The 24482-nt window shown below is 70.6% G+C and carries 23 protein-coding genes and 1 other RNA gene; 20 read left to right on the forward strand and 4 right to left on the reverse strand.

Features of this window, described 5'->3' with window-relative positions:
* The first annotated feature begins 3 nt into the window (after positions 1-3).
* The 7 genes from JOD31_RS10980 (at position 4) to JOD31_RS11010 (ending at position 6869) form a co-directional block, all read left to right on the forward strand.
* Positions 4-1215, forward strand: coding sequence for an ABC transporter permease (locus JOD31_RS10980; RefSeq protein ID WP_204950341.1), 1212 nt, complete (start codon positions 4-6; stop codon positions 1213-1215).
* Entirely contained in the window at positions 1212-2843 is a 1632-nt protein-coding gene (locus JOD31_RS10985; RefSeq protein WP_204950342.1) for an ABC transporter ATP-binding protein, read from the forward strand. The genes JOD31_RS10980 and JOD31_RS10985 overlap by 4 nt, the downstream gene beginning before the upstream one ends.
* Positions 2844-2851: 8 nt before the next feature.
* Positions 2852-3490, forward strand: coding sequence for an NUDIX domain-containing protein (locus JOD31_RS10990; RefSeq protein WP_271206130.1), 639 nt, complete (start codon positions 2852-2854; stop codon positions 3488-3490).
* 198 nt (positions 3491-3688) lie between these two features.
* On the forward strand, positions 3689-4744 hold the full coding sequence (tsaD, locus tag JOD31_RS10995; protein WP_204950344.1) for a tRNA (adenosine(37)-N6)-threonylcarbamoyltransferase complex transferase subunit TsaD: 1056 nt from the start codon (positions 3689-3691) through the stop codon (positions 4742-4744).
* Positions 4741-5712, forward strand: a complete 972-nt coding sequence (locus tag JOD31_RS11000) for an NAD(P)H-dependent glycerol-3-phosphate dehydrogenase (RefSeq protein WP_204950345.1) — start codon at positions 4741-4743, stop codon at positions 5710-5712. The genes tsaD and JOD31_RS11000 overlap by 4 nt, the downstream gene beginning before the upstream one ends.
* Before the next feature lie 75 nt (positions 5713-5787).
* Positions 5788-6207: an EVE domain-containing protein gene (locus JOD31_RS11005; RefSeq protein ID WP_103122369.1), complete on the forward strand. Its 420-nt coding sequence runs from the start codon at positions 5788-5790 to the stop codon at positions 6205-6207.
* Positions 6168-6869, forward strand: coding sequence for a class I SAM-dependent methyltransferase (locus tag JOD31_RS11010; RefSeq protein ID WP_204950346.1), 702 nt, complete (start codon positions 6168-6170; stop codon positions 6867-6869). Before JOD31_RS11005 ends, JOD31_RS11010 begins: the two co-directional genes overlap by 40 nt.
* A 12-nt stretch (positions 6870-6881) precedes the next feature.
* Here the strand turns inward: JOD31_RS11010 and ppk2 are convergent, their stop codons facing one another.
* The gene (ppk2, locus tag JOD31_RS11015) at positions 6882-7838 is read right to left on the reverse strand and encodes a polyphosphate kinase 2 (RefSeq protein WP_204950347.1); all 957 of its coding nucleotides are present in this window, start codon (positions 7836-7838) and stop codon (positions 6882-6884) included.
* Between the two features lie 94 nt (positions 7839-7932).
* Between ppk2 and JOD31_RS11020 the strand changes: the two genes are divergently transcribed.
* The 8 genes from JOD31_RS11020 to JOD31_RS19760 all read left to right on the forward strand — a co-directional run bounded on the left by JOD31_RS11020 (position 7933) and on the right by JOD31_RS19760 (position 17348).
* Complete coding sequence (locus JOD31_RS11020) at positions 7933-9234, forward strand: ATP-binding protein (protein WP_204950450.1); 1302 nt, start codon at positions 7933-7935, stop codon at positions 9232-9234.
* A 200-nt stretch (positions 9235-9434) separates the two neighbouring features.
* The gene (locus tag JOD31_RS11025; protein ID WP_210341482.1) at positions 9435-10478 is read left to right on the forward strand and encodes a PstS family phosphate ABC transporter substrate-binding protein; all 1044 of its coding nucleotides are present in this window, start codon (positions 9435-9437) and stop codon (positions 10476-10478) included.
* A gap of 97 nt (positions 10479-10575) precedes the next feature.
* Positions 10576-11955, forward strand: a complete 1380-nt coding sequence (gene pstC, locus JOD31_RS11030; protein ID WP_204950349.1) for a phosphate ABC transporter permease subunit PstC — start codon at positions 10576-10578, stop codon at positions 11953-11955.
* Positions 11948-13789, forward strand: coding sequence for a phosphate ABC transporter permease PstA (gene pstA / locus JOD31_RS19815; RefSeq protein ID WP_204950350.1), 1842 nt, complete (start codon positions 11948-11950; stop codon positions 13787-13789). The genes pstC and pstA overlap by 8 nt, the downstream gene beginning before the upstream one ends.
* Positions 13790-13812: 23 nt before the next feature.
* Positions 13813-14631 carry a phosphate ABC transporter ATP-binding protein PstB gene (gene pstB, locus JOD31_RS11040; RefSeq protein WP_204950351.1) on the forward strand — a complete coding sequence of 273 codons (819 nt, stop codon included), beginning with the start codon at positions 13813-13815 and terminating at the stop codon, positions 14629-14631.
* Positions 14632-14663: 32 nt separating this feature from the next.
* Positions 14664-15371 (forward strand): phosphate signaling complex protein PhoU, encoded by a 708-nt coding sequence (gene phoU / locus JOD31_RS11045; RefSeq protein ID WP_204950352.1) that lies wholly within the window; start codon positions 14664-14666, stop codon positions 15369-15371.
* Positions 15372-15387: 16 nt separating this feature from the next.
* Positions 15388-16089, forward strand: coding sequence for a phosphate regulon transcriptional regulator PhoB (phoB, locus tag JOD31_RS11050; RefSeq protein ID WP_204950353.1), 702 nt, complete (start codon positions 15388-15390; stop codon positions 16087-16089).
* A 92-nt stretch (positions 16090-16181) separates the two neighbouring features.
* Positions 16182-17348 (forward strand): GNAT family N-acetyltransferase, encoded by a 1167-nt coding sequence (locus tag JOD31_RS19760; RefSeq protein WP_204950354.1) that lies wholly within the window; start codon positions 16182-16184, stop codon positions 17346-17348.
* Here JOD31_RS19760 and JOD31_RS11060 read toward each other — a convergent pair.
* From JOD31_RS11060 to nudC, 3 genes are all read right to left on the reverse strand, one after another.
* Positions 17294-18538: a surface polysaccharide polymerase gene (locus JOD31_RS11060; protein ID WP_204950355.1), complete on the reverse strand. Its 1245-nt coding sequence runs from the start codon at positions 18536-18538 to the stop codon at positions 17294-17296. The genes JOD31_RS19760 and JOD31_RS11060 overlap by 55 nt on opposite strands.
* Complete coding sequence (locus tag JOD31_RS11065) at positions 18535-19962, reverse strand: GumC family protein (RefSeq protein ID WP_204950356.1); 1428 nt, start codon at positions 19960-19962, stop codon at positions 18535-18537. Before JOD31_RS11065 ends, JOD31_RS11060 begins: the two co-directional genes overlap by 4 nt.
* Before the next feature lie 140 nt (positions 19963-20102).
* On the reverse strand, positions 20103-21053 hold the full coding sequence (gene nudC, locus JOD31_RS11070) for an NAD(+) diphosphatase (RefSeq protein WP_204950357.1): 951 nt from the start codon (positions 21051-21053) through the stop codon (positions 20103-20105).
* A gap of 72 nt (positions 21054-21125) precedes the next feature.
* On the opposite strand from nudC, the gene ffs reads away from it, so the two are divergent.
* From ffs to recR, 5 genes are all read left to right on the forward strand, one after another.
* Positions 21126-21223: signal recognition particle sRNA small type (gene ffs, locus JOD31_RS11075), an RNA gene on the forward strand.
* A gap of 81 nt (positions 21224-21304) precedes the next feature.
* Positions 21305-23086, forward strand: coding sequence for a DNA polymerase III subunit gamma/tau (locus tag JOD31_RS11080; RefSeq protein ID WP_204950358.1), 1782 nt, complete (start codon positions 21305-21307; stop codon positions 23084-23086).
* A gap of 15 nt (positions 23087-23101) precedes the next feature.
* The gene (locus JOD31_RS11085) at positions 23102-23422 is read left to right on the forward strand and encodes a YbaB/EbfC family nucleoid-associated protein (RefSeq protein ID WP_204950359.1); all 321 of its coding nucleotides are present in this window, start codon (positions 23102-23104) and stop codon (positions 23420-23422) included.
* Positions 23423-23481: 59 nt separating this feature from the next.
* On the forward strand, positions 23482-23853 hold the full coding sequence (locus JOD31_RS11090) for a hypothetical protein (protein WP_204950360.1): 372 nt from the start codon (positions 23482-23484) through the stop codon (positions 23851-23853).
* Positions 23854-23855: 2 nt separating this feature from the next.
* Positions 23856-24461, forward strand: a complete 606-nt coding sequence (gene recR, locus JOD31_RS11095; RefSeq protein ID WP_204950361.1) for a recombination mediator RecR — start codon at positions 23856-23858, stop codon at positions 24459-24461.
* Positions 24462-24482: the final 21 nt, after the last annotated feature.

The following is a 24482-nucleotide window of genomic DNA, read 5'->3' on the forward strand; positions in this document are numbered from 1 at the left end:
CGCATGACCGACGCTGCGATCGCCGCTCCACCGCCCTCGCCCGGCGCGCCGCCGATGCCCGCCGTCCCGGCTGGAAAGCTCTCGCCGATCAACCGGCGCAGGCTCGCCAACTTCAAGGCGAACCGGCGGGGCTACTGGGCGCTCATGCTGTTCCTTGTGCTGTTCGTGGTCACGCTGTTCGCGGAGTTCATCGCGAACGACAAGCCGTTCCTCGTGAAGCACGACGGCGCCTTCTTCGTGCCGGCGCTGGTCACCTACGCGGAGACCGCCTATGGCGGCGAGTTCGAGACCGAGGCCAACTATCGCGACCCCTACGTCCAGAAGCTGATCAAGGACAGCGGCGGCTACATGGTCTGGCCTCCGATCCGCTACTCCTACCGCACCATCAACCTGAACCTGCCGACGCCCGCGCCCTCCGCGCCCACCTGGATGCTGACCGACGAACAGTGCTCCAAGGCCTCCGTCGGCCGCACGCCTGAGGGCGACGCCACGCCGACGCAGGGGGGAAGCGCGCCCAAGGCCCGGACCTGCGCCGACCTCGAATGGAACTGGCTCGGCACCGACGACCAGGGCCGCGACGTGCTGGCCCGGCTGATCTACGGCTTCCGGCTCTCCGTGCTGTTCGGCCTTGCGCTCACGCTGCTGTCGTCCGTCATCGGCGTGCTGGCGGGCGCGGTTCAGGGCTACTTCGGCGGCTGGACCGACCTGCTGTTCCAGCGCTTCATCGAGATCTGGACCTCGGTGCCGACGCTCTACCTGCTGATCATCCTGTCGTCGGTGCTGGCGCCCAACGTCTGGGTCCTGCTCGGGATCCTGCTGCTGTTCTCCTGGACCGCGCTCGTCGGCGTGGTGCGGGCCGAGTTCCTGCGCGGCCGCAACTTCGAATATGTCCGCGCGGCGCGGGCTCTGGGCGTCTCCAACCGCGCCATCATGTTCCGCCACCTGCTGCCGAACGCGATGGTGGCGACGTTGACCTTCATGCCCTTCATCCTGTCGGGGTCGATCACCACGCTCACCGCGCTCGACTTCCTCGGCTTCGGCCTGCCGCCGGGCTCGCCGTCGCTCGGCGAGCTGTTGGCGCAGGGCAAGTCTAACCTGCAGGCGCCCTGGCTCGGCATCTCGGGCTTCGTGGTGATCGCGCTGATGCTGTCGCTGCTGATCTTCGTCGGCGAAGCGGTGCGCGACGCTTTCGACCCGCGGAAGACGTTCCGATGACCGACGCTCCCCTGCTCTCCGTCCGCGACCTGTCCGTCGACTTCGCCCGCGAGAACGGCCGGGCGCTTGCGGTCGACCGGGTGTCGTTCGATCTCGCCAAGGGCGAGACGCTGGCGATCGTGGGCGAAAGCGGCTCGGGAAAGTCGGTCACGGCGCTCTCGATCGTGCGGCTGCTGTCCTACCCCGCGGCGGGGCATCCCTCCGGCGAGATCCTGTTCAACGGCAAGGACTTGCTGAAGGCCTCCGAGCGCGAGCTGCGCAAGGTGCGCGGCGCGGACATCACCATGGTGTTCCAGGAGCCGATGACCTCGCTGAACCCTCTGCACACCATCGAACGGCAGGTGGGCGAGGTGCTGAGGATCCATCGCGGCTGGTCGGCGGCGAAGTGCCGGGAGCGCACGCTGCAGCTGCTCGAACAGGTCGGCATCCCGGACGCCGCCGAGAGGCTGGACGCCTTTCCGCACCAGCTCTCGGGCGGCCAGCGCCAGCGCGTGATGATCGCGATGGCGCTGGCCAACGAGCCGGACCTGCTGATCGCCGACGAGCCCACCACTGCGCTCGACGTGACGGTGCAGGCGCAGATCCTCGCGTTGCTGAAGGAGCTGCAAGGCCGGCTCGGCATGGCCATGCTGTTCATCACCCACGACCTCGGCATCGTGCGCCGCATCGCGGACCGGGTCTGCGTCATGACCGCAGGCAAGATCGTCGAGCAGGGCGAGACCGCCCGGGTCTTCGCCGCGCCCCAGCACGCCTACACGAAGAAACTGCTCGCCGCCGAGCCAAAGGGCGCGCCGCCGCCGCTCGACCCGGACGCGCGCGCCATCGTCGAGGTGGCGGACCTGAAGGTGTGGTTCCCGATCAAGCGCGGGCTGCTGCGCAAGACCGTCGGCCATGTGAAGGCTGTCGACGGCGTGTCGATCACGGTGCGCGAGGGCCAGACGCTGGGCGTCGTCGGCGAGAGCGGCTCGGGCAAGACTACGCTCGGCCTCGCCATCCTGAAGCTGATCGCCAGCGAAGGGCGCATCGCCTACCTCGGCCAGGCGATCGAGGGCTTCAACGCGGCGGCGATGCGGCCGCTCAGGGCCGACATGCAGATCGTGTTCCAGGATCCCTACGGCTCGCTCAGCCCGCGCATGACGGTGATCGACATCGTCACCGAAGGCATCGACGTGCAGGGGACGCGGCTGAAGCCCGCGGCGCGGCGCGAGGCCGCCACCCAGGCGCTGTCGGACGTGGGGCTCGGCGCCGACGCGCTCGACCGGTACCCGCACGAGTTCTCCGGCGGCCAGCGCCAGCGCATCGCCATCGCCCGCGCGCTGGCGCTCGAGCCCGCCTTCATCGTGCTGGACGAGCCGACCTCGGCGCTCGACATGTCGGTGCAGGCGCAGATCGTCGACCTGCTGCGCGCCGTGCAGGCCAAGCGCAAGCTTTCCTTCCTGTTCATCAGCCACGACCTGAAGGTGGTGCGCGCGCTCGCGAACGACCTCGTCGTCATGAAGGATGGCGCGGTGGTGGAGCACGGGCCGGCGGCGGAGGTGTTCGCGCAGCCGAAGACCGACTACACCCGCGCGCTTCTGGCCGCCGCCTTCGACCTCGAGGCCCGCGAACCCGAGGCCGTTGCCCAGTGAGCGCCGACGTGACCGACGACGACATTCTGGCCGCCCGGGTCGCCGATGTGGCGTTCGAGGGGCCGACGCTGCTGCACGACGGCTATCGGAAGCTGGAGCTCTGGCGCGCCACCCTGCCCGAGGCGCCCGGCCGCGGCGTCATCGTGCAGGAGCGCGAGGTCTTGCGCGCGGGGCCGTGCGTGGGCGTGATTGCGGTCGACCTCGCCCGCGACGAGATCGTGTTCATCCGCCAGTTCCGCGCCCCGGCCGCGCTCGCGACGGGCAAGGGCGACCTCGTCGAAATCGTCGCCGGCCGCATGGAGCCCGGCGAGGATGCAGCCTTCGCCGCGCGCCGCGAGCTCACCGAGGAGACCGGCCTCGTCGCGCTCGCGCTGTCGCAGCCGCTACTGACCTTCCTGCCGACGCCCGGCATCGTCGACGAGCACGCCACGCTTTTCCTCGCCTCGGTCGACGCCAGCGCGCTGCCCGAGCACGCCGGCGCCGCCGACGAGCGCGAGCTGACCCGGCCGTTCGCGGTTCCGATCGACGCCGCGATCAAGGCCATCGAGAGCCCGGTCGCGAGCAATGCCTATCTGCTGATCGCGCTGCAGTGGCTGGCGCTAAACAGGGCGCGGCTGCGCGCGGTGATCGAGGCCGGCGAGAGCTGAACGCTCGAGAGCGCGCACTCCGGTCCCAACGCTCGCCGTCGTCCTCCGGCTTGACCGGAGGACCCACTTCGAACGTCAAGCTCTGCGCCGGAGACGGATGGTCCGGTCAAGCCGGACCATGACGACTGGCGCGCCCATGGCGCAACGCCGCCCCGCCCGCTATGTCTGGCTCTCACCCCTCGGAGCCCGCTTGATCCCATGCTCGTCCTCGGCATCGAGACCACCTGCGACGAGACCGCCGCCGCCGTCGTGCGGCGGAGCGGCGAGGGGCCGGGAGAGGTGCTGTCCAACGTGGTGCGGGCGCAGTTCGAGGCGCATGCGGCCTTCGGCGGCGTGGTCCCGGAGATCGCGGCGCGCGCCCATATCGATGCGCTCGACGGCGTGGTGGCCAAGGCGCTGGCCGACGCGGGCGTGACCCTCGACGCCCTCGACGGCGTCGCGGCCGCCGCCGGCCCGGGGCTGGTGGGCGGCGTCATCGTCGGCCTGACGTCGGGCAAGGCGCTGGCGCTCGTGGCGGACAAGCCGTTTTCGGCCGTGAACCATCTGGAGGCTCACGCGCTCACCGCGCGCCTCACCGACGGCGTCGCCTTTCCCTATCTCCTGCTGCTCGCTTCCGGCGGGCACACCCAACTGCTGGCGGTGCTTGGCGTCGGCCGGTACCTGCGGCTCGGCACGACGCTCGACGACGCGTTGGGCGAGGCCTTCGACAAGGTCGCGAAGATGCTTGGCCTCGGCTATCCCGGCGGCCCGCAGGTCGAGCTTCGAGCGGCGAGCGGCGACCCCGCGCGCTTCGCATTCCCGCGGCCCATGCACGGCCGGGCCGAGCCCAACTTCTCGCTCTCCGGCCTCAAGACTGCGGTTCGGCTCGAGGCGGAGCGGACGGCGCCCCTGAACGAGACCGACGTCGACGATCTCTGCGCCGGCTTTCAGGCTGCGGTGGTGGACGTGGTCGCGAACCGCGCGCGAGCTGGCGCGCGGGCGTTCGCGGAGCGCTTCGGGGCCCCGAGCGCGCTGGTGGTCGCCGGCGGCGTCGCGGCCAACGGGCCGATCCGGCAGGCTCTGCAGGGTCTGGCCGGCGACCTCGGCGTGCCCATGGTCGCGCCGCCTCTGGCGCTCTGCGGCGACAACGGCGCGATGATCGCCTGGGCCGGCGCCGAGCGGCTGGCGTTGGGGCTCGTCGACGACCTCGACTTCGCGCCCCGTCCGCGCTGGCCGCTGGACGCCGCCTCCGCAGCGCCCGGAGCGAAGGCGTGAGCGTCGCGGTCGTCGGCGCGGGCGCCTGGGGCACGGCGCTCGCCAACGTTGCGGCCGAGGCCTGCGGCGGCCGAACCCCGTTGATCGGCCGCGACCCCGCGGCGATGGCGGAGATCGCGAAGGCCCGCGTCAACGCCCGCCGGCTGCCGGGCGTCGCCCTCCACGCCGGCGTGGCGCCGACGGCCGACCTCGACGCGGTCGGCGGCGAGGACGTCGTCCTGCTCGTCACGCCGATGCAGACCCTGCGGGAGGTCGCGCGGGATCTCGCGCCGCGCCTGAAGCCCGGAGCGATCGTTGTCGCCTGCGCCAAGGGCGTGGAGCGCGGCGCGCACGCCCTGCCGCCGCAGGTCCTGGCGGAGTGCCTGCCCGGTTTCGCGCACGCCCTGCTGTCGGGCCCGAGCTTCGCCGACGACGTGGCGCGCGGCCTGCCGACGGCCGTGACTCTGGCCTCGTCCGACGAGACGCTGGCGGCGGCGCTCGCCGCGCGGCTCGCGACGCGCAGCTTCCGCCCCTACCACACCACGGACATGACCGGCGTCGCGCTCGGCGGCGCAGCCAAGAACGTGCTCGCGATCGCCGCCGGCGCGGCGGAGGGCCGCGGTCTCGGCGCGAGCGCCGTCGCGGCGCTGATCGCGCGCGGCTTCGCCGAGCTGTCGCGGTTGGGTGCGGCGCTCGGCGCGCGGCCTGAGACGCTGGCGGGGCTGTCCGGCCTCGGCGATCTGGTGCTCACCGCGACGTCGTCGAAGTCGCGCAACTTTGCGCTCGGCCAGGCGCTTGGCCGCGGCGAGGCGCCGCCGGACAAGCTGGCGGAGGGCGCCGCGACCGCCGAGGCGCTGGTCGCGCTCGCCGCCGCGCACGGCGTCGAGATGCCGATCTCGGCCGCCGTCGCCGAGGTCGTCGCCGGCCGCGTCAGCGTCGCCGCCGCGATCGAGGGCCTGCTCGCCCGGCCGCTCAAGGCCGAGGCTTGACGGCGGCCGCGCTGGGCTCGAAGAGAGCTCCGACCCCTGCGACGACCGCTGAAACCGCGAAGAGGTGACCTCCCCATGGCCTACTGGCTGTTCAAGTCCGAGCCTGACGCCTGGTCGTGGGAGCAGCAGAAGGCCGCGGGGCGCGACGGGACCGAGTGGACCGGCGTGCGCAACTACCTCGCCCGCAACAACATGCGCGCGATGAAGCTCGGCGACCTCGGCTTCTTCTACCACTCGAACGAGGGCAAGGAGGTCGTCGGGATCGTCGAGGTGGCGAAGCTCGCGCACCACGACAGCTCGACCGACGATCCCCGCTGGGAGTGCGTCGACATCCGCGCGGTCGAGGATATGCCGCAGCCGGTGACTCTGGCCGCCGTCAAGGCGAACGAGAAGCTCGCCAAGATGGCGCTCGTCACCTCCATGCGGCTCTCGGTGCAGCCGGTGACGGACGACGAATGGGCCGAGGTGCGGCGCATGGGCGGGCTGACCTCCTGAGCGACCCCGCCCGAAGCGACCCCACGGCCTTCGTCCGCGCCAACACGCGGGCTCGGCCCGTGCCGCACGCGCCCGAGATCACGCTCCACGTCGCCGACGAGGCCGTGCCGCTCTGGACGAAGACGGAGGAAGAGCTTTCCGCCATCGGCCTGCCGCCGCCGTTCTGGGCCTTCGCCTGGGCGGGCGGCCAGGCGCTCGCACGCTACCTCCTCGACACGCCGGAAACGGTGCGGGGCAAGCGCGTGCTGGACGTCGGCTGTGGCTCCGGGCTCGTGGCGATCGCAGCGATGAAGGCGGGCGCGGCGCAGGTCACCGGCGCGGACGTCGACCCCTTCGCGCTGGCGGCGATCGCCCTCAACGCTCAGGCCAACGGCGTCGAGGTGTCCGTCACCGGCGACGACCTCATCGGAGGCCCGCACCCGGCGGTCGATCTCGTCACCGTCGGCGACCTGTTCTACGAGCGCGACCTCAGCGAGCGCCTGCTGGCCTGGCTCGACGGGTTTCTCGCGCTCGGCGTGCCCGTGCTGGTCGGCGATCCCGGGCGGAGCTATCTGCCCCGCCCGCGGCTCGTGGCGCTCGCGGAGTACGCCGTGCCGGTGACCCGCGACCTCGAGGACGCCGACGTCAAGCGCAGCACGGTCTGGCGGCTCGCGCCCGGCTGATCCGGCGGACGATCAGTGCTCCCCGCCGTCCTTCAGGAAGGCTGCGGCGTCCATCACGATGCGGCTGTCGGCTCCGCCGATCGCCTTCAGGTTCCGGCCCTTGTAGGGCACGTTCAGCAGCAGGTGGCGGATGCATTCCAGCCGCAGACGCCGCTTGTCGTTCGCCCTCACCACGGTCCACGGCGCGGCGTCGGTGTGGGTCGCGGCCAGCATGCGCTCGGCGGCGTGGGAGAAGCTGTCCCAGAGGTTCAGCCCGGCGTAGTCGATGGGCGAGAGTTTCCAGCGCTTCAGCGGATCATGCCGGCGGTCGTGCAGCCGCTTGATCTGCATTTCGCGGCCGATCGTCAGCCAGAACTTGAACAGCCGCACGCCGTCGTCCACCAGCAGGCGCTCGACCCGCGGCGCCTCGTCCAGGAAGCGCGCGGTCTCCTCCGCCGTGCAGAAGCCCATGACCGGCTCCACGCCGGCGCGGTTGTACCAGGAGCGGTCGAACAGGGCGATCTCGCCCGCGGTGGGCATCTCCGCAAGATAGCGCTGGAAGTACCACTGGCCGGCCTCGACCGGCGTCGGCTTGCCCAGCGCCACGACCTTGAGGCTCCGCGGATTGAGGTGCTGGGTGATCCGGTGGATCGTCCCGCCCTTTCCCGCGCTGTCGCGACCCTCGAACACCACGACGATCCGCTCGTTCTCGGTCTTCGCCCAGGCCTGCAGCTTCAGCAGCTCTATCTGGAGAAGCCGCAGCGTCTCGCTGTAGGCCTTGTGCGAATAGGAGTCCTCGTAGGGGAAGCCGCCGCTGCCGAAGGCGCGGGTCTCGACCTCGGGCGGCAGGTCCGCCGCGTCGAGATCGACCTCGACGCCGCCGAGCATGACCTTCGGCGCGTCGCCCGCGCCCTCGGGCACGACCTCGTCCAGCAGAGCCTCGGCGGCGGTCTTCTTTTTGGTCTCGTCCGCCTTGGGTTTCTTCGTCATAGGTCGCATCCTCATGTCTTGGCGCCGTCACGCAGGTGGCGTCCTATTGCGATTCATCCAGTACTTCGCACGCAAGGCCACGATCGCCCGCCCCATGCCGCAGCTTCCCGACGACCTTTCCCCCGCCGCCAAGTCCGATCGCGCCGCCGCACGGCTCGCGCGCGCCGGCTGGACGCTGGGCGCGACGGCGGCGGTGCTCGTGGTCTTTGCGGCGCTCGGACGGGTCCAGCCGCTGGAGGCTGCGCTGGCCTTCGTCCTCATCGGCGTCGTGACGGCGGTCGCGCCGCGCCGCCGAAGCTTCGCGGCTCCCGCGCGCCGGGCCGCGCCGGCGGTCGAGGCGGTGAGCCCGCAGTCGTTGACCCTGCTGTCCGGCCTTCCCGACCCGACGGTGGTGCTCGACAGGCGCGGCGTGACGCTGGCCTTCAACGCGCACGCCCAGGCGGCGCTGCCGGCGATCCGGGCGGGCGACCCGATTTCCTTCGCCGTGCGCGCGCCCGAGGTGCTGGAGGCCGTGAAGGCCGCCGCCAAGACCCGGCGCCCACAGGTGGTGGCCTACGCCGAGCGCGTGCCGGTCGAGCGCTGGATTGAGGCGCACGTCGCGTCCGCCGGCGGCGCGGACGGCGCGCCCTCCGCGATCGTCGTCGCCTTTCGCGACCTGACCGAACAGCGGCGGTCGGAGCGCATGCGCGCCGACTTCGTGGCCAACGCCAGCCACGAGCTGCGCACGCCGCTCGCCTCGCTGCTGGGCTTCGTGGAGACGCTGCAGGGCCCGGCCAAGAACGACGCCGCGGCCCGCGAGAAGTTCCTCGCCATCATGCGCGCGCAGGCGAACCGCATGTCCCGGCTGATCGACGACCTGCTGTCGCTGTCGCGCATCGAGCTCAAGGCTCACGTGCGCCCGCGCGACGTGGTCGACGTCGTGGCCGTCGCCCGCAACGTGATCGACGCGCTGAGCCCGCTGGCCGAGGAGCGCGGCGTCGAGGTGGCCCTGCTCGCGGACGGGCCGGCGCTCGCGACGGGCGATCGCGACGAACTCACCCGGGTGGTCGAGAACCTCGTCGAGAACGCCATCAAGTACGGCGACGACGGCAAGCGCGTCGAGGTGACGATCGCGACTGCGGGGGAGGGCGTGCGGCTGGCGGTGCGGGACTACGGCCCGGGCATCGCGCCGGAGCATCTGCCGCGGCTCACCGAGCGGTTCTACCGGCCCGACGTGTCCCACAGCCGCGAGAAGGGCGGGACCGGCCTCGGCCTGGCCCTGGTCAAGCACGTGCTCCAGCGGCACGGCGGCCAGCTCGCGATCGAGAGCGAGCTCGGCGCGGGCGCAACCTTCACCGTGACGATCCCCGCGGCCGTTCCCGCGCCGGCGACGCCCGCTCTCGCCAAGGCCAGCTGAAAAGCTCGGCGCGGCGGCTGTCATCCATCTGTCATCCAGGCGTCATAGAAGAGATATGCCGCGTCGCTAGGGTCCTGCTCGACCCCGCGATCGAATGCGGGGCGCGCGGTCTCGCCTCGGCGTCGGGGCCGCCTCCATGACACGGTTTCGGCGTCTGACAGGACGTCTCACACAGGAGAGGCAGCGTGAAGCTCTTCACGATGACCAGCGCACTCGCGCTTGCGTTCGCGGGCGTTTTCGGGGCGGCCGGCGCCGCCCAGGCGCAGTCGCGCGATCAGATCCGCATCGTCGGCTCGTCGACGGTGTATCCCTTCACGACCGCCGCCGCCGAGCAGTTCGGCAAGGGCGGCCAGTTCAAGACCCCGGTGGTCGAGTCGACCGGTACCGGCGGCGGCCTCAAGCTGTTCTGCGCCGGCGTCGGCGCCGGCCATCCTGACGCCGCGAACGCTTCGCGCGCGATCAAGAAGTCCGAGTTCGACGACTGCCAGAAGAACGGCGTCACCGAGATCGTCGAGCTGAAGGTCGGCTTCGACGGCATCGTGATCGCGAACTCGAAGAAGGGCCCCGACTTCAAGGTGACCCGTCAGCAGCTCTTCCTGGCGCTCGCCAAGGAAGTGCCGGGCCCGGACGGCAAGCCGGTCGCGAACCCGTACAAGACCTGGAGCGACATCGACCCGTCGCTCCCGGCCGAGAAGATCGAAGTCCTCGGCCCCCCGCCGACCTCCGGCACGCGCGACGCGTTCCTGGAGCTCGTGATGGAGAAGGGCGCCGAGAAGGTCGCGAGCCTCGCGGCGCTCAAGAAGGCCGACGCCAAGGCGTTCGATCGCTCTTGGAAGACCATCCGCGAAGACGGCGCCTACATCGACGCCGGCGAGAACGACAACCTCATCGTCCAGAAGCTCGAGGCGAACCCGAAGGCCGTCGGCATCTTCGGGTACTCGTTCCTCGAAGAGAACGGCTCGCAGATCAAGGGCGCGACGGTCGAGGGCCAGGCCCCGACCTTCGAGGCGATCGCGGACGGCACGTACAAGGTCTCGCGCCCGCTTTACGTCTACTTCAAGAAGCAGCACGTGGGCGTGATCCCGGGCCTCAAGGAGTTCATCGCCGAATACGCCTCCGACAAGGCGATGGGCGAAGAGGGCTACCTCACCGAGAAGGGTCTCGTGCCGCTCCCCAAGGAGATGGCCGCGACCGCCGAGGACGCCGCCAAGAAGCTCGCGACCATCGGCGCGCCGGCCTCCTGAGGCTGCGCTTCGCGCGCCGCCGGATCGAGCGATCCGGCGGCGCGCCCGTTCAAGACCACCGTTTCCCCTCCGAGCCTGCGGGCGGAGCCCTCGTCGGATGACACTCATCTACCTTCTCGGCCTCGTCCTCGTGGCGGCCGGCGCCTATGTCGTCGGGCGGCAAAAGGGCGTCACCTTCGCCATGGCCGGCGGCGCGTCGCGCATGCACTCGCTGCCGAGCTACCACGGCGCCTACCTCGCCGTGTCGGCCATCGCGCCGATGCTGCTCTGGTTCATCCTGTGGCTCGTCTTCGCTCACCGCGTGGTGGAGTGGGGCGGCATGTCGGCGCTGCCGGCGGATCTCGCGCCCGCCGACGGGCTCGCCTACGCCTCGCGGCTCCGGGAGATCCTGCTGGTCGCCGACGGCGTGCAGACCAACGAGGTCGCGCCCGGCGTCCGCGCCGCGGGCGAGACCTACGCGCTGTGGCGCGGGCTCTCCGAATGGACCCTGCTGATCGTCGGCCTCGGGCTGGCGTTGATCGGCTTCGCCTGGGGCGCGCGCCAGCTCGAGCCGCAGTTCCGCGCCCGCAACGGCGTCGAGCGTTTCGTGAAGGTGCTGCTGATCGCCTGCTCGGCGGTCGCGGTGCTCACCACCGTCGGCATCGTGTTCTCGGTGCTGTTCGAGACTCTGCGCTTCTTCGCCAAGTACCCCTGGTACGACTTCCTGTTCGGCCTGCAGTGGTCGCCGCAGACCGCGATCCGCGCCGACCAGGTCGGCGCGTCCGGCACCTTCGGCGCCGTGCCGCTGTTCGCGGGCACCACGCTGATCATGCTGATCGCCATGTCGGTCGCAGGCCCCATCGGCCTGTTCGCCGCGATCTTCATGGCCGAGTACGCGAGCCCCCGGGTCCGCGGGATCGTGAAGCCGGTTCTGGAGGTTCTGGCGGGCGTGCCCACCGTGGTGTTCGGCTTCTTCGCCGCGCTCACGGTCGCGCCCTTCATCCGCTCGACCGGAGAGGCGCTGGGGCTCAACGTCGCCTCCGAGAGCGCGCTCGCGGCGGGCCTCGTCATGGGCGTGATGATCATCCCCTTCGTCTCGTCGCTCTCCGACGACGTGATCAACGCGGTGCCGCAGTCGCTGCGCGACGGGTCCTACGGCATGGGCGCGACCAAGTCGGAGACCATCAAGAAGGTGATCCTCCCGGCGGCCCTCCCCGGCATCGTCTCCGCCTTCATGCTGGCGATCTCCCGCGCCGTCGGCGAGACCATGATCGTGGTGATGGCCGCGGGCCTCGCGGGCAACCTCACCTTCAATCCGCTCGAGGCGGTCACCACCGTCACCGTGCAGATCAAGACGCTGCTCGTCGGCGACCAGGAGTTCGACAGCGCCAAGACGCTCTCGGCCTTCGCGCTCGGCTTCGTGCTCTTCTTCTTCACGCTGGTGCTGAACTTCATCGCGCTCCGCATCGTCCAGAGATACCGAGAGCAGTATGACTGAGATGACCGCCGTCTCCGGTTTGGGCCATCGCGTGGATGCGGACGAAGCCCGCGCCCGGGTCCGCAAGCGCTACCGCGCGGAAGCCCGCTTCAAGGCCTACGGCATCGGGGCGATCGCCTTCGCCGCCCTGTTCCTTGTGGTGCTGTTGGCCGACATCGTCACCAAGGCGCTGCCCGCCTTCACCACCACCCACCTCGTGATCGAGGCGCCGGTCACGGCCGAGACCGTCGATCCCGACGGGTCCCGGCAGGCGTCCTCGCTGGCGCGCGGCGACTATCTGAAGCCGCTTCGCGAGGTCTACCAGGGCTTCTTCCCGGAAGTCTCCGGCCGGGCTCCCCGGCGCGAGCTGAACGGGCTGCTCTCGAGCGGCGCCGCCGACGAGCTTCGCGCACAGGTCATGGCCGACCCGACGCTGATCGGACGGACGGTGAAGACCCGCGCGCTCGTCTCGGACGACGCCGACCTCTACTACAAGGGCGTCGTGACCAACGTCGTCGAGGAGCCGGGCGAGGCCGTCGCGACGCCCTCCGCGACCTCCGGCGACGTGGTGGTGACGACGTCGACGCCGGCCTTCGCGGACGATCTCGCGGAGATCAAGGCCGAGCTGTCCGAGACCGCGCGCAAGCGCCGCTTCGAGGTGGACCGCATCCGCACGCTGCGGGAGGGCATCCTCGCCGACAGGCCCTCGGCCGAGCTCGCGCTGCGCGAGGCCCAGGGCGGCGGCGACGCCACCCGGATCACGATCGCCCAGAACGCGCTGGCCAAGATCGACAGCGACGCCCAGAGCCTTCAGGCGCAGATGGAGACGCTCGCCGGCGAGGCCGCCGACTTCGAGGCGCGCTTCAAGGACTCGGGCGGCGCCGAGAAGCTCGACGAGAAGCTCCCGAGCCGGCTGCTGGCGATCAACGGCGGCATCGTGAAGATCACGAGCCTCGCCGCCGACCGGGTCGAGGGCGTGACGCTTACGCCGCTCAAGAGCCAGGACGCGGCGCAGCCGAACGCCTGGAAGCTGCTGGCCTATGAGACCCCGGAGAACTCCCGCCGCGTCAACGACCAGCAGATCGCCTGGCTCGAGACGCTGAAGGCCAAGGGGCTCGTCGAGACCGGGTTCAACTGGGGCTTCCTCACCTCGGGGGACTCGCGCGAGGCCGAGCAGGCCGGCATTCTGGGCGCGCTCGTCGGCTCCATCTTCACGATGGCGGTGACGCTCGTGATCTGCCTGCCGATCGGCGTCGGCGCCGCGATCTACCTCGAGGAGTTCGCCCCGAAGAACCGGTGGACGGACATCATCGAGATCAACATCAACAATCTCGCGGCGGTGCCGTCGATCGTCTACGGCCTGCTCGGCCTCGCCGTGTTCCTGAACTTCTTCGGGATGCCGCGGTCGTCGGCCGTGGTGGGCGGCTTCGTGCTTGCCCTGCTCGTGCTGCCGACGATCATCATCGCGAGCCGCGCGGCGCTCAAGGCGGTGCCCCCGTCGATCCGCGAGGCCGCGCTGGGGGTCGGCGCCTCGCACCAGCAGGCGGTGTTTCACCACACCCTGCCGCTGGCGATGCCCGGCATCATGACCGGCACGATCATCGGCATGGCCCACGCGCTGGGCGAGACCGCGCCGCTGCTGCTGATCGGCATGGTGGCGTTCATTGTCGACGTGCCGACGAGCTTCACCTCGGCGACGACGGCGCTGCCGGTCCAGATCTATCTCTGGTCGGACCTGCCGGAGGTGGCCTTCCAGGCGAAGACCTCCGCCGCCATCCTCGTCCTTCTGTCCTTCCTGTTCGTCATGAACGGGCTCGCCATCGTCCTCCGCAAGCGCTTCGAGCGCCGCTGGTGACCGGACCCAACGGAGTAAGACCCATGGACGCGACCGCGACCGCCGCCCGGCCGAAACCGACGGCCTCCGCCACGCTCCCCGCCGGCGATCCGAAGATCGTCGCCAAGGACGTCAACGTCTACTATGCGGAAAAGCACGCGCTGAAGAACGTCTCGCTCGACATCCCCGAGCGCGCCGTGATGGCCTTCATCGGCCCGTCGGGCTGCGGCAAGTCCACGTTCCTGCGCTGCATCAACCGGATGAACGACACGATCGCCTCGTGCCGCGTCGTCGGCTCGATCAAGATCGACGACCAGGACATCTACGATCCGAGCCTCGACGTGGTGCAGCTCCGCGCGCGGGTCGGGATGGTGTTCCAGAAGCCGAACCCGTTCCCGAAGTCGATCTACGAGAACATCGCCTACGGACCGCGCATCCACGGCCTCGCCCGCTCCAAGGCCGAGCTGGACGAGATCGTCGAGCAGGCCCTGCGCAAGGCGAGCCTCTGGAACGAGGTCAAGGATCGTCTGCAGGACACCGGCACGGGCCTGTCCGGCGGCCAGCAGCAGCGCCTCTGCATCGCCCGCGCGATCGCGGTGAGCCCCGAGGTCATCCTGATGGACGAGCCCTGCTCGGCGCTCGACCCGATCGCGACCGCAAAGATCGAGGAGCTGATCGACGAGCTGCGGCAGAACTTCACGATCGTGATCGTGACGCACTCGATGCAGCAGGCCGCGCGCGTCTCCCAGCGCACCGCCTTCTTCCATCTCGGCGTCATCGTCGAGACCGGCCCGACCGAGCGCATCTTCACGAGCCCGAACGACAAGCGCACGCAGGACTACATCACCGGCCGCTTCGGCTGATCCGGCGGCGACAGGGGACATCGACAATGGCAATGACCGACCACATCGTCAGCTCGTTCGACGCCGACCTGCAGACGCTTGGCGACAAGCTCGCGGAGATGGGTGGCCTCTGCGAGAAGCTCGTGGGGGAGTCGATCGAGGCTCTCCTCCGGCGCGACATCCCGCTCGCCAAACGGGTGATCGAGTGGGACCGCTCGATCGACCGGCTGCAGCATGAGATCGAGGAGAACGGCATTCTCACGATCGCGAAGCGCGCGCCGGTCGCGATCGACCTCCGCGAGGTCGTGGCGGCCCTGCGCATCGCGAACGATCTCGAGCGCATCGGCGACCTCGCCAAGAACATCGCGAAGCGCGTCGTCGCGCTCGAGGGCCAGTTCCAGCCGCCGAAGCTCGCGGGCGGCGTCGCCCACATCGCCGACCTGACGCTCGCGCAGCTGAAGGAGGTGCTCGACGCCTACACCCAGCGCGACGAGCGCCGGGCGATGGAGGTGTGGAAGCGCGACGGGGACATCGACGCCCTCTACAACTCGCTGTTCCGCGAACTTCTGACCTACATGATGGAAGATCCGCGCAACATCGGCTTCTGCGCCCATCTGCTGTTCTGCGCCAAGAACATCGAGCGCATCGGCGACCACGCCACCAACGTGGCCGAGACGGTCTACTATCTCGTGCACGGCGAAGCCGTGACCGACGAGCGACCGAAGGGCGACCTGGCCGGCGCCGCGATCAGCTACGACTGAGGAAGGCGTGCATCGGATGACCCCCCGCGTGATGATCGTCGAGGACGAGGAGCCGCTGACGCTGCTTCTCACGTACAACCTCGAAGCCGAAGGCTATGCGGTCGAGTCGGTCGCCCGCGGCGACGAGGCCGAGACGCGGCTGCGGGAGCAGGCGCCGGACCTCGTGCTGCTCGACTGGATGCTGCCGGGGCTGTCGGGCATCGAGCTCTGCCGGCGGCTGCGCTCGCGGCCCGAGACCGAGCGGCTCCCGATCATCATGCTCACCGCCCGCGGCGAGGAGGCGGAGCGCATCCGCGGCCTCGCGACGGGGGCGGACGACTACGTCACCAAGCCGTTCTCCGTGCCGGAGCTCGTCGCCCGGGTGCGGGCGCTGCTGCGGCGCGCCAAGCCGGAGCACGTCGCCGACGTGCTGAAGGCTGGCGACATCGAGCTCGACCGCGGCTCGCACCGCGTCCGCCGCCAGACCCGCGAGATCCATCTCGGGCCGACGGAATTCCGGCTGCTCGAGTTCCTGATGCAGTCGGCGGGCCGAGTCTTCACGCGCGAGCAGCTTCTCGACGGCGTCTGGGGCCGCGACGTCTACATCGACGAACGCACCGTCGACGTCCACGTCGGCCGTCTGCGCAAGGCCATCAACCGCGGCCGCCAGCAGGACCCGATCCGCACGGTGCGCGGCGCCGGCTACGCGTTCGATGAAAATTTCGCGCGCGCGGGCTGAACGCGTCGCGTTAGGCTTAACAAGGAGTTAAGATCGCGCGTCGCGTTGCGACATGGCATTGTCTGGACGGCGCGTTTCATAAGGCGAACGCGGTGCAGACGAGCAGGGTCGGCGACCGCATGGCGATGTCTTCCAGGGCCCATTGGAAAGTCGAGGTCGTCCGTGACTTCGATTTTCATTCCGACGAGTACCGCCGGCTGTTCGATCGCTCGGCGGCATCCGGTTTCCAATCTCCCGCGTGGCTTGACGCCACCTACGCCGCCATCCGGCGGGCGCCGCTGGCCGATCCCTTCATCCTGACCGTCCGTGATCTTGGGACCTCGGCTCTCGTCGCCCTGGCGCCGCTCGTCCTGCGTCATCGATTCGGGCTCAAGGTGGTCGCCTATGCCGACATCGGATCGCTCGATTACTGCTGCGTCGTTCAATCGCCCGAGTTCGAGATCGGGCTCGACTCGGCGCTGCGGCGCGACATCGACGCCGCGCTGAAGGCCGCAGACGCGCTGTTCATACCCAAGGTGCCGGACGCCGCGCTGAGAAGCTTCGATCGGCTGCTGTCCGCCCGGCGCCTCAAGATGGACTACTCCGCCCATCCCGTGCCGCTGTTCGCGCCGTTCTCGGAATGGCGCGACGCGACCATGAACGGGACGACCCGGCGGTCTCTCGACAAGAAGCGGCGCAAGCTCGGCCGCATCGGCCGGCTGGAGACGGTCGTGGGGAGCGAACCCGCCTTCGTCGCCGCGACGATCGATCAGATCCGCGTGCTGCGCGAGCCTCGGTTCGCGGAGACCGGCGTGGCGGACCCGCTCAAGAGCGACGCGTTCCGGGCCTTCTACGGCTCACTCAAGGACAGCGGCACCGTCCGCGCCTACCAGCTGCGGCTCGACGGCGCGACGATCGCCTGCGGCTTCGCGATGGTGCACGACGACGCCTGCCACCTCCTGCTGACGGGCTTCGACGTCGGAAACTGGCGGAACTACTCCGTTGGGCTGCTGATGATCGAGGACGCGATCGCCGACTGCGTCGCCCGCGGCGAGCGGGTGTTCGACTTCACCATCGGCGACCACCCCTACAAGGCCGATTTCGGCTCCCAGTCCGCGCCGATCTGGCGGCTGACCCGGGCCCTATCGTTCAAGGGCTGGCTGATGCTCGCCGCGATGCAGCTGAAGGGCGGCGAGCGGCTCGCGAGGCGCCTCGCGCCGCGAAGCTACCGCGCGCCGAGCCCGCCCGACATGGTGCGCGGCGCGGGGGCCGCGCCGTAGGCGGAGCAGCCGAGCAGGAACCACAGCAGGCCGCCGGTCTTGATGGTCACGGCGGAGGTGCTGATCGCCATCAGCAGCGTCAGGTAGAGGCAGACGAAGGCCTTGTAGCGCCAGGCGTCCATGCGCTCGGCCGGCGCGCCGAAGACGAGCGTCGCCCACAGCGCCGCCGCGCCGATCACGCCGACCCGCGACAGGATGTAGGCGTAGCCGCTGTCGTCGAAGTTCTCGGTCGCCGGGCCCATGCCGAAGGCGCCCGCGAGGTCGAGCCGGGACATCAACTGCCCGCTCAGCAGGAAGCGGCCGCTGGTCGTGTTGTCCCACGGCACGCCGACCTTGATCGCGGCGTAGCTGAAGATCGCGATGATCGCGAGGAAGGGCGCGACGAACAGCGCTCCTGGCCGCACCAGCGGCGCGATCAGGTAGATCGCCAGCACCAGACCGCAGAGGTAGACGCCGAAGCGGGCGTCGCCGAGCACCAGCGACACGAAGATCAGCGCGGTCTTCCAGATCAGCGCCCATGGCCGCCGGGCGTCGCGCAGCAGCACCCAGCCGAAGACGATCGCCCCGAAGTTGCCGACGGAGACCGGCTCGAGGAACACCGACGAGACGCGGTGCTCGCCGAGGAACGGCAGCAGGGTGCGGCCCTCGAACCGCATGCCCGAGATGAACAGGCCGTGCTCCACGCCCTGCGCCGCGGCGGGATCGACCGTGCCCTTGGCCACGAAGTAGCCAAGCACGTCGAAATAGCGGACGTAGACGTCGAGGAACGCCCATTCGAACACCGCGCCGGCCGCCACCGCGACGATCGCCGCGGTCGCGACCTTGTCGCCGGACTCGAGCGAGCCGCGCGTCGAACCCAGGAAGTAGAAGACGAGTGGGATCAACAGGTCCCGCACGACCTTGGGATCGTAGTTCGCTCGCAGCGTCATCAGGAAGATCAGGTAGCCGAGCAGCGCGGCCATGATGGCGTAGAACGCCTGCGTCCGGTCCCAGATCAACGCGAGGGCGACGCCGATCAGCACCAGCTCGGCGCCGATCACCGCGCCCGCGCCGGTGCGCGCGAGGTTCGCGTTGACGAAGGCGAGCCCGAAGTTGAACAGCAGCGTGCCCAGAACCACCGCGCGGGCGATGCGGGCGCCCGCCTCCTCGGCGGGGACGGCGGCCGGCGTCGCGGCGGCCGCGAGGCTCACCGCACGCGCGCCGGAAGCTCCGGCGCCGCAACGGAGCGCGCGCGGAGCTGATCCCGCAGCCAGGCGAGCGTGCAGCCGACGCCGAGACCGAGCAGCAGGCCGGCGACGATCATCAGGGGGGCCGGCGGGCCGCTCGGCTCCATCGGCCGCGCCGCGCGGCTGATGACGCGCGTGTTGGAGGCGTTCAGGCGGCGCTGCTCGTCGAGCTCGCGCGAGCGGGCGAGGGCGGCCTCGTAGATGCCTCGGTTCGCCTCTACGTCGCGCATCAGGTCGCGAAGCTCGAGCGAGGCGTCATTGGTCTCGGAGACCTCGGCCTTCAGCGCGGTCATCCGCTGCGTCAGACTTGTCCGGAAGCCCTTGGCGCGGTCCAGCTCGCCGGTGGTCGAGCGGATGATCGTCGCGATCTCCTCCTCGAACAGGCGGCGCGCCTCGGCGACCCGCGCGGTGGCGGCGCGGCGGTCGGGGTGGCGGGCGCCGAGCTGCTGGCCGAGATCGGCGTCCGCCTGGCGCTGCGCGGCGTAGCGCGTGCGCAGGGTCTCGATCGTGCCGGAGCGCATGGATTCCGGGATCGAGTCGATGTCGGCCTGGCCGCGCTGCACGCGCCGCATCTGCTCGAGCGCGGCCGTGAGTTCGTTGACCCGCGAGTCGGTCGTCGAGAGCTGCGTGGAGAGTTCCGTCAGGCGCTGCTCCACGAGCGGTTTGCCGTCGTTGGTGACGACGCCCTTCTCGCGACGGAGCGTCTCGTAGCGCTGCTCGGCGTCGCGGACGCGGGCCCGCAACTCGCCGAGCCGGCCTTCGAGCTCGCCGCCGGCGCGGCGGGCGACCGCGACACGGGCGTTGACGTCCTCTTCGACGTAGACGTCCATCACCGACTGCGCGATGCGCTCCGACAGCGCCGGGTCCTTGGTGGTGGCGGTCACGGTGATGATGAAGGAGCCCGGCGCGCGCGCGCCGGTGACCGAACGCTCCAGTTCTCGCAGGGCGACCTCGCGCGGATCCGACGCGCGCTTGACGCCCGCGAGCCCGAGCAGCGTCTGGCCGAGGCCCGCCGGGCGTTTGCCGAACAGCGGGCTCTCGTCGAGCTTCTCGCGGGCGATGACCTTGTCGAGCACGTCGCGCGAGGTCAGCACGTAGGTCTGGCTTTCGGCTTCGATCGCGCTCGTGTCGGCGGCGCCCGATTGCGCGTTGTCGGCGCCGAGGATCTGGCGGCCGGTGGGATCGACGAGAATGCGGCCGACAGCCGTGTAGCGGGGGGAGGACAGCAGCACGAAGGCGAGCGCAAGCGCGACGCCGACCACGGCGCAGATCGCGATCAGGCCGCCGCCGCGTTTCAACGAGGCGAACAGCGCTGCGGGCGCGGCGGCGGGGCGGTCCCCGTCCGTCGGTCGCGGCGTCGTCGGTCTCCAGTCCTGGATCGCTGCCACGGCGTCCTCGTGCGGCGTCGGAGGCCGGGTCGCGGCTCCGTACATCCCACTGATGGCGCATCGAGGTTAAGAAAATGGGACCCGGCCCCAATTCCAAGCCCGCACGCCTTCGGACGAGGTTCGAATTCTTCGTTCGGGCGTCAGGTCTGCGCGAAAAGCCGCAGCAAATGATGGGCGATCGCCGCCGGCGGCGGCGCGAACCAGCCCTTGGGATGCGCGCCGGCCAGCATCTGCCGGACATCCTCGCGGGCGAACCAGCGGGCGTCCTCCAGCTCATCGAGGTCCGGCGTGATCTCCTCCGTGAGCGCCTCCGCCGTCAGCCCCAGCATCAGCTGGGACGGGAACGGCCAGGGCTGCGACAGCGCGTAGGCGACGCGGCCGACGGTCACGCCGGCCTCCTCCTGCGTTTCGCGGCGCACCGCCGCCTCGATGGTCTCGCCCGGCTCCACGAAGCCCGCGAGGCAGGACCACATGCCGGGCGCGAACCTGGGCTGGCGGCCGAGCAGGCAGCGGTCGCCGTGCGTCACCAGCATGATGACGACCGGGTCCGTGCGGGGAAAATGCAGCGCGCCGCAGGCCGGGCACTCGCGCTTCCAGCCGCCGCCGCGCATCGCGGTCCGCGCGCCGCAGTTGGCGCAGAAGCCGTGCCGCTCATGCCAGAGCAACATGCTCTTGGCGTAGCCCGCGAGCGCGAGCGCAGGCCCGGACAGCCGCCCGTCGGTCGCGACCGTTCGCAGGTCCTCGAGCGCGAGGTCGTCGGCGCGCCCGACGGCGGTCTCCACGCCCACGTCGAGATGGGCGGCGAACACCGGCCCTGAAGCGTCGCGCCCGAGGAACACCGTGCGCTCCACGGGGCCCAGCGCCTCGGCCTGGGCGCGGTCGAACAGCGGGTCGAGCGTCCCGCCGCCCGAAGCCCGCAGCACGGCGCGTGAGCCGATGAACAGCGCCATGCGCGCGGCGGGGTCCGCTTCCGCCGCCGCCAGAAAGCCTGCGTCCTCGCGCGCCTCGCCGCAGCGGTCGAGCGCGAGGCCGGCGTAGCCGAGGTCGGCGGGCGAGTCCGCGGTCGGTCGATGAGAGGGCAGGTCGTTCATGGCGGGCTCTCAGCTTCGGTTCGCGCGCGCGGCGCCCTTGCAAGGCGCGGCCTCGGCGGGCATATAGCGCATGGGAGGTTGGTGATGGACGTGTTCCTCGCCAACCGGGTCAGGTCCGAAAGGAAGCAGCCCCAACGAGACCGATACGGGTCGTCGTCCGACCTCCCACCCTCATCCTTCAAGAAGAGACGAGGCGCTTCGATGACGGCAGGCCGCGACTGTTCCGCCGCCCGCCGCGCTGAGGGCGGCGCATGAGCGCGACCCCCTACCGCGTCCTCGCCCGCAAATACCGTCCCCAGCGCTTCGAGGACCTGATCGGCCAAGAGCCGATGGTCCGCACGCTCACCAACGCCTTCGCCTCCAACCGCATCGCGCAGGCCTGGATCCTTACGGGCGTGCGCGGCGTCGGCAAGACCACGACCGCCCGCATCCTCGCCCGCGCGCTGAACTACGAGACCGCGGAGGGCGGAGGCGGGCCGACGGTCGACCTGTCGGTTCCCGGCGTGCACTGCGAAGCCATCATGGAATCGCGCCACGTCGACGTCGTGGAGATGGACGCCGCGAGCCACACCGGCGTCGCCGACGTGCGGCAGATCCTGGAGACCGTGCACTACGCGCCCGTGATGGCGCGCTACAAGGTCTTCATCATCGACGAAGTGCACATGCTCTCGACGAGCGCCTTCAACGCCTTCCTGAAGACCCTCGAGGAGCCGCCGCCGCACGTGAAATTCGTGTTCGCGACGACGGAGATCCGCAAGGTCCCGGTGACGGTGCTGTCGCGCTGCCAGTCGTTCTCGCTGCGGCGGGTCGCGGCCGACGAGCTGTCGGCGCACCTCAAGCGGATCTGCGACAAGGAGAACGTCGCCGTCGAGGACGAGGCGCTCGCCGTCGTGTCGCGGGCGGCCGAGGGCTCGGTGCGCGACGCGCTGTCGCTGCTCGACCAGGCGATCGCCCACGGCCAGGGCGACGTGCGGGCGGAAGCCGTGCGCGGCATGCTGGGCCTCGCAGACCGCGCCGGCGTGCTCGACCTGTTCGACGCCGTGATGCGCGGCGACACGGCGGCCGCGCTCGACGGGTTTCGCGGGCAGTACGACGTCGGCGCCGACCCGGTCGCGGTGCTGACCGACCTCGCCGAGACGGTCCATCTCGTCACCCGCATCAAGCTCGCGCCCAGGGCCGCCGACGATCCCTCGCTCAGCGAGGCGGAGCGCCTGCGCGGCCGCGACTTCGCCGAGCGGCTCTCGATGCGCGTGCTGTCGCGCGCCTGGCAGATGCTGCTGAAGGGCATCTCGGAAGTGCAGGTCGCGCCGAAGCCCGCGCAGGCGGCGGACATGGTGCTGGTGCGGCTCGCGCATGTGGCCGACCTGCCGACGCCGGATGAAGCGATCCGCATGCTGGACGGCGCCGGGGCGCCGCCGCAACCTCCGGCGCCGCCGCGCGGCGGGCCGCCGATGGGGCCGTCCGGGGGCTCCCGCGGGCCCGAAGCCATGGCGCCCGCGCGGATGACCTCCGGCGCGGCCGTGGCGCGTGAGATGGCGCCCGAGGCCGCGCAGGCCCCGCCGCGCGCGCAGCAGGCGCAGACCCAGCCGATCATGCGGCTGTCGCGGTTCGAGGACCTGGTCGCGCTCGCGGCGCGCGAGCGCGAGATCCAGCTGCACGCCGCGCTGCTGCGGCAGGTGCGGGTGGTGCGGTTCGAGGACGGCGTGCTGGAGTTCCAGCCGACGCCGGACGCGACCTCCGACCTCGCCGGCGCGATCTCGAAGAAATTGCAGGAGTGGACCGGTCAGCGCTGGATGGTGGCGGTCGCCGCCGGCGAAGGCGCGCCCACCATCCATGAGCGCGAGCAGGCGGAAGCCGCGGCCCGGCTGGAGGGCGTGCAGGCCCACCCGCATGTCCGCGCCATCCTGGACCGGATGCCGGGCGCCGTGATCGTGGACGTGCGCGCCCGCAAGCCCGAGCCGGAGACGGCTGAACTTGACGCCGCCGCGGTCGACGCCCTACCTGCGGCCGACGACGACATCGACGATTTCTAAGCGGGAGACGAGCCGTTGCGCGACATCATGGGCATGATGGCCAAGGCCAAGGAACTCCAGCAGAAGATGCAGGACGCCCAGGCCGAGCTTGAACAGGTGACGGTGCAGGGGGCGGCCGGCGGCGGCCTGGTCCAGCTCACCCTGACGGCCAAGGGCGACCTGCGCGGCCTGAAGATCGACCCCTCGCTGCTGAAGCCCGAGGACGTCGAGATCCTCGAGGACCTGATCGTCGCGGCGCACGCCGACGCCAAGGCCAAGGCGGAAGCCGCGATGCAGGAGAAGATGTCCGGCCTCACCGCCGGCCTGCCGATCCCTCCGGGCATGAAGCTGTTCTGAGCCGCCAGACGACGCTCGAACGCTTTCGCGCCGTCGTAGAGGGTTGACGGTGCGAACCGATGCGACAGATCTGGAACTTCGGCAGGTTTGTGCGGCTGACCATCGTCAGTCTGGCGCTTTTGGCGTCCCTGATGGTCGCTTCACTCGCCATGCTGGGGTTCCTTTTCATCGCGGCCACGTCCACCAGCGATCCTGACGAGAAGGATCTGCCGCTTTTTGCGTTTCTTCTCGCGGCTGCTCTGGCTAGTGGTCTGGTCGCGTTCTGGAGCGCGACGCTGCCTCACCGAAAAAGGCCATGGCGTGTCGGTCTGACCGCTTCCGCGATCCTGATCGCGGTTCTTTGCGCCGGAGGAATGGTGGCTATCAAAAGCGATCCGGACGCGCGGCTTGGATCGGTAGTCCAGCCGCTTCCAAACTCGAGGGTTTGCTGAGCATGTCCCGCTCCGCCGCCGGCCCCGAGATCGAACGCCTGATCCAGCTGCTGGCGAAGCTGCCGGGGCTTGGCCCCCGCTCGGCGCGGCGGGCGGCGCTGCATCTGCTGACGCGCAAGGACAAGCTGCTGGAGCCGCTGTCGGACGCGATGCGCATCGCGTGCGAGCGGGTCGCGACCTGCTCGGTCTGCGCCAACGTCGACACCCAGGACCCCTGCGCCATCTGCCGCGACGCGAAGCGCGACGCGTCGGTGATCGTGGTCGTCGAGGACGTGTCCGATCTCTGGGCGCTGGAGCGTTCGGGCGCGGTTTCGGCGCGCTACCACGTGCTCGGCGGCACGCTGTCGCCGCTCGACGGACGGGGGCCTGAGGATCTCAACATCGGAACGCTCGTCGATCGGGCGATGGCGGAGGAGGTGACGGAGGTGATCCTCGCGGTCAACGCCACCGTCGAGGGCCAGACCACGGCGCACTACGTCACCGACGCCCTGTCCGAGACCGGCGTGCGGGTGACGCGCCTCGCCCACGGCGTGCCGGTGGGCGGCGAGCTCGACTATCTCGACGACGGCACGCTGGCCGCCGCGATCCGCAGCCGCACGGCGTTCTGAGCGGTGTCGGGGCGCGCGCTC

It is taken from the genome of Methylopila capsulata, from assembly GCF_016907975.1.
GTDB classification, from domain to species: Bacteria; Pseudomonadota; Alphaproteobacteria; order Rhizobiales; family Methylopilaceae; genus Methylopila; species Methylopila capsulata.

What these genes read in the sequence shown, in the direction of transcription:
- JOD31_RS10980 (WP_204950341.1), top strand. Translation starts at nt 4, where the DNA reads ATGACCGACGCTGCGATCGCCGCTCCACCGCCCTCGCCCGGCGCGCCG.
- JOD31_RS10985 (WP_204950342.1), top strand. Translation starts at nt 1,212, where the DNA reads ATGACCGACGCTCCCCTGCTCTCCGTCCGCGACCTGTCCGTCGACTTC.
- tsaD (WP_204950344.1), top strand. Translation starts at nt 3,689, where the DNA reads ATGCTCGTCCTCGGCATCGAGACCACCTGCGACGAGACCGCCGCCGCC.
- JOD31_RS11005 (WP_103122369.1), top strand. Translation starts at nt 5,788, where the DNA reads ATGGCCTACTGGCTGTTCAAGTCCGAGCCTGACGCCTGGTCGTGGGAG.
- JOD31_RS11010 (WP_204950346.1), top strand. Translation starts at nt 6,168, where the DNA reads ATGGGCCGAGGTGCGGCGCATGGGCGGGCTGACCTCCTGAGCGACCCC.
- ppk2 (WP_204950347.1), bottom strand. Translation starts at nt 7,838, where the DNA reads ATGACGAAGAAACCCAAGGCGGACGAGACCAAAAAGAAGACCGCCGCC.
- JOD31_RS11020 (WP_204950450.1), top strand. Translation starts at nt 7,933, where the DNA reads ATGCCGCAGCTTCCCGACGACCTTTCCCCCGCCGCCAAGTCCGATCGC.
- JOD31_RS11025 (WP_210341482.1), top strand. Translation starts at nt 9,435, where the DNA reads ATGACCAGCGCACTCGCGCTTGCGTTCGCGGGCGTTTTCGGGGCGGCC.
- pstC (WP_204950349.1), top strand. Translation starts at nt 10,576, where the DNA reads ATGACACTCATCTACCTTCTCGGCCTCGTCCTCGTGGCGGCCGGCGCC.
- pstA (WP_204950350.1), top strand. Translation starts at nt 11,948, where the DNA reads ATGACTGAGATGACCGCCGTCTCCGGTTTGGGCCATCGCGTGGATGCG.
- pstB (WP_204950351.1), top strand. Translation starts at nt 13,813, where the DNA reads ATGGACGCGACCGCGACCGCCGCCCGGCCGAAACCGACGGCCTCCGCC.
- phoU (WP_204950352.1), top strand. Translation starts at nt 14,664, where the DNA reads ATGACCGACCACATCGTCAGCTCGTTCGACGCCGACCTGCAGACGCTT.
- phoB (WP_204950353.1), top strand. Translation starts at nt 15,388, where the DNA reads ATGACCCCCCGCGTGATGATCGTCGAGGACGAGGAGCCGCTGACGCTG.
- nudC (WP_204950357.1), bottom strand. Translation starts at nt 21,053, where the DNA reads ATGAACGACCTGCCCTCTCATCGACCGACCGCGGACTCGCCCGCCGAC.
- JOD31_RS11080 (WP_204950358.1), top strand. Translation starts at nt 21,305, where the DNA reads ATGAGCGCGACCCCCTACCGCGTCCTCGCCCGCAAATACCGTCCCCAG.
- JOD31_RS11090 (WP_204950360.1), top strand. Translation starts at nt 23,482, where the DNA reads ATGCGACAGATCTGGAACTTCGGCAGGTTTGTGCGGCTGACCATCGTC.
- recR (WP_204950361.1), top strand. Translation starts at nt 23,856, where the DNA reads ATGTCCCGCTCCGCCGCCGGCCCCGAGATCGAACGCCTGATCCAGCTG.